Source organism: Paenibacillus taiwanensis DSM 18679 (assembly GCF_000425125.1).
Lineage (GTDB): Bacteria > Bacillota > Bacilli > Paenibacillales > Paenibacillaceae > Paenibacillus_B > Paenibacillus_B taiwanensis.
On the sequence record NZ_AULE01000008.1, the window covers coordinates 1 to 3,769 of the forward strand.

The following is a 3,769-nucleotide window of genomic DNA, read 5'->3' on the forward strand; positions in this document are numbered from 1 at the left end:
CAAGTGGAAAGCAGCTTACCCCAAGGTCATTAAATCTCTATGTGACAACCCTTATATGTTCACGTTCTACGGCTTTCCTAAGCCTATCTGGAGAAGCATTTATTCAACGAATCTCATTGAATCATTCAACAAACAGATTAAGAAATACACCAAGCGAAAAGAACAGTTTCCACATGAAGAAGCATTAGAAAAGTTCTTGGTCGCACAGTTCAAAGACTACAACCATCGATTTGCTACTCGCTGTCACATAGGCTTTGATCAAGCACGTGTCGAACTCCAAGCCATGTTCATCACCAAGGACTAATGCTATCTTCTACAAGAGAAGGTTATCTTCATTTACACATAAATCTTGACGCTACCGATGGATTGTCAACAGTAAATCAGACAACTTTTATAAGGGTTGCTTGACGATACTGAACAGGTGTCATGTACCCCAATGACCCGTGAATACGATGCTTGTTAAACCAGTTCACGTAGTCGTATAATTCTAATTCCAGATGATGAAGGCTTCGAAATTCCATCTGGTAGATAAATTCCGTTTTCATGACCTTGTAGGTGGCTTCAGCCACGGCATTATCGTAGGGACATCCTTTCTTGCTGAGTGACCGGCCAATACCAAAGGTTTTAAGAAGCTGGTTCATCGTGTGGTTGTTAAACTCGCTACCGCGATCCGTATGAAACCACTGAATCTGGCTGAGATCGCCCTCAACCGTTGCAAAGGCACGGGAAATCAGCGCAGCATCCTTTGCTCGACCTGCACTATGGCCAATAATTTCTCGATTAAACAGGTCAATGAGGACACAAACGTAGTGCCAACGGTGCCCTACCTTCACATAGGTCAGATCGCTGACGACAAAGCGTTTGCTTTCCATTTGTTCAAACTCACGATCCAATACATTTGCCGTCTTCGCCTCATTACAAGCCGATTTCCGGGGCTTAAATTGGGCAATGGTATACGTAGAGACAAGACCTTGTTCTCGCATGATTCGGCCTATGCGTCGTCTGGACACGATGAGTCCCCGTTCCATAAGCGTTGCTTTCAACTTTCGCGTACCGTAGGCCTTTCGATTCTTATGGAAGATCTCCACAATGGCTTTCGTACATGCCTCTTCTTTGGGCTGTTCCTCTGCTTCATAGTAGAACGTGCTTTTGGCAATTTCGAGGACGTCACACATTGCTGATACCGAGTATTTATCACGGTTATTTTGGATGATAGCTACTTTCGTCCCATGATCAGCGCGGCTTGCTTTAAAATGTCGTTCTCCATCAGGAGACGTTGGAGTTCTTTACGTAAAGCGATTATTTCATTTTCTTCAGATGAACGATTGTCCTTCTCTTTAAAAGAACCGGTTGCATTTGATTGCTTAATCCATCGGTCCAAAGCCGAAGCCGTGAGGTCGTATTCCGCCACAATCGCTGCTCTGGATTTCCCATTTTCATAGAGTTGCACCATCTGTTTTTTAAACTCGGCTGTAAACGTTCTTCGTTGTTGTTTGAACATGGTAGAGATCCGCTCCTTCATATGATAGATATATTCTACAAGCCCTTATTTTTATTGTCCAACTAAGTGTAGCCGATCCACGATAACCCTTTCGATTTCAAGTTAAAGTGCGAAGTATGATGGAATATAGTATGTAACCAACTATAACCACTGTAGAAAACTGGGTAGACATTTATCGCAGAAATTGAAGCTATTTTGGAACGCTAACTGCTATTATAAAAGGCCAGCTTCGTTCTTGATTCCGAAGCTGGCCTTTTATGCCGATTTGCTGCCGATCCCCATTATTTTGAGTTCACCTCGTAAAAAACAGATCACCGGATTGTTATCACATACGTATACAAATTCAAACTAAGAGGTTCAGTTGTTTTCCCTTCATACGTATCCTACCTAGTTAATAAACCTTTCATATCTACAAAATGGACGATGTCTCTTGAGAGCCACCGTCCATTAAGTTAATCTGTCGGTCAACCTGTAAAGGTATACCTTGTCGTTCTCATACTGCATGTTGGCCGCAAATGCCCCTGCCACTTGACGCTTCGCTACAACTCCATTTTTCCAATAATCGTACTTCACAAGTTACCTTCGCTCTAAACTGTCTAGGAGTTGCTAGTCTTGTAATAGACCGTGTATCCTGTGCTGGTTGCTGTTACTTCAACCCTGCTGCCAATACCTGTTCACGTTTTTCCATTCGTTTTGTCCTCCTTTGATTTTTGGCATACAAAACTAGCCCTTTCCTTCTCACGATTCAAGTTGGAAAGAGCTAGTAGTAGTTCCTCAAGTATGTTTGTCAAAATTTTAAGTGTTTGGTTTGTTGGTTGTATTGTATGAGCTTGCAATAACAATGTAAATTCAATCTGTATTTTTATGAGTTATATGTATACTAGTTGAATGGATAGATTCATCCAGCACTGGATAACATCCATAGAAAAGCAAAACTATTTAATGGAATTCTTTATTTTTTTGTGAAAATCTTCTACATCACACCTGTTTTTAGAATTCAGAAAAATATGATCCAAGAAATCTTCAATAAAATTCTTGATAGTGGATTCAAATATATTGAGTGGTAAATATATAGTTCCAGTTGGATTAATAAAAGAAACTCCTTCTGAAGAGTAGGTTGATTCATTATCCCAAGCAATCTCTAATTCACCGTTAACCCTTCTGAAAAATACATCAGGCAAAAAAGAACCTGCTCTATTTGAAAACCAAGAGTGTTTAAACTCCCATTCTTGCTTCGTATCAAACCAAGCATCAAATTCATCATCATCATCTGATTCAAACAACATACAGTTATTCAAGAGTTCTAGTGCGTTTCGTCCTTCAACAGGAAGAGGAAATAGTTCATCATTCAAAATATACTTTAAATTTTCGCTAAACCATTCGACAATATATATCAAATTCCATTGATATATATTTACGCTATTCTCTCTCTTATATTGGCAGATATCTACCCCATGAATAAATAATTCAAACCCTCCCCATGTTTCGCCAGTCAAACTATTCTCATTATAGGGGTTTGCTCCAAACTCATATTGAATAGAAAATGTGTTCTTGTCTCCAAAACTTCTCAGAATAAAAGCACCTCACTTGTTTTTTAATAACTTATTGTATTCCACTTTTGTAATCTTATTATCTTTAAGAAACTGTCTTAAAACATCAGCAGGTACTTCCTTAGCAGGATTCGCAACTGCATATGGATGCCATCCCTTTTCTCCATCCGGTTGAAATTTTATTAGTTTCCCCTCATAAATGTTGTAAAGTTGCTTGTTCTTTGAAGATGAATACGCTGTATCCAATAAATCTTGCCCTGCTTTAGCATCTGGAATTGGATTTGGACTACCCCATCCACTTTTAGGGTCATGCTTAGGGCTAGGCTCATATATTCTCTGGGGAACATTTCCCGTCCCCTTAAATGCTTTAAAAGAATTAAACGGGTCCTTTAGTAACTGCTGCTTATAAGCCTCTGGAATTCACAGCGAAATTGCTGCCTCGGCTTATACTTACAGGACTGCTATAAATGGTGCTGGATGTTGTAGAAGCAATTGCTCTGCCTCCGCCGCAGTTGTGTGTCCAGATTCGCAAGTCCGTTACAAAGTAATTGTGGTATCCCTGTACTCTAAAATTATATACCTTTGTTGCTTCTTTTCGTACCGTAATGGCTTCAATCGGATACTCCTGACCATCCCGATCTACCAGCTTATCGCCTACTGACAGATCTCCAGCTTCCACCCATCCTTTTCCTTCTATCCAGAATGGATGCTCTTCTGT

6 protein-coding genes are annotated in these 3,769 nt (G+C 40.1%); 1 reads left to right on the forward strand and 5 read right to left on the reverse strand.

Going from position 1 to position 3,769, the window contains the following annotated elements:
• Nucleotides 1-304: transposase (locus H509_RS24015; protein ID WP_036695908.1), on the forward strand; the 304-nt coding region annotated here is incomplete at its 5' end.
• A 76-nt stretch (nt 305-380) separates the two neighbouring features.
• Here the strand turns inward: H509_RS24015 and H509_RS0102100 are convergent.
• The 5 genes from H509_RS0102100 to H509_RS0102120 all read right to left on the reverse strand — a co-directional run.
• Nucleotides 381-1,501 (reverse strand): IS3 family transposase gene (locus H509_RS0102100; RefSeq protein WP_157277412.1). Its coding sequence is split into 2 segments (ribosomal slippage): nt 381-1,252 and nt 1,252-1,501, totalling 1,122 coding nucleotides; the frame shifts between segments, so codons are not numbered across the junction.
• A 447-nt stretch (nt 1,502-1,948) separates the two neighbouring features.
• Entirely contained in the window at nt 1,949-2,074 is a 126-nt protein-coding gene (locus H509_RS28535; RefSeq protein ID WP_281169715.1) for a hypothetical protein, read from the reverse strand.
• Between the two features lie 362 nt (nt 2,075-2,436).
• A complete protein-coding gene (locus tag H509_RS0102110) occupies nt 2,437-2,997 on the reverse strand; it encodes a hypothetical protein (protein WP_245595970.1) in 561 nt (186 codons plus the stop codon).
• A gap of 87 nt (nt 2,998-3,084) precedes the next feature.
• Complete coding sequence (locus H509_RS24020) at nt 3,085-3,297, reverse strand: hypothetical protein (protein WP_051286765.1); 213 nt, start codon at nt 3,295-3,297, stop codon at nt 3,085-3,087.
• Nucleotides 3,298-3,454: 157 nt separating this feature from the next.
• On the reverse strand, nt 3,455-3,769 hold a 315-nt coding region (locus tag H509_RS0102120; protein WP_028543619.1), incomplete at its 5' end, for a polymorphic toxin-type HINT domain-containing protein.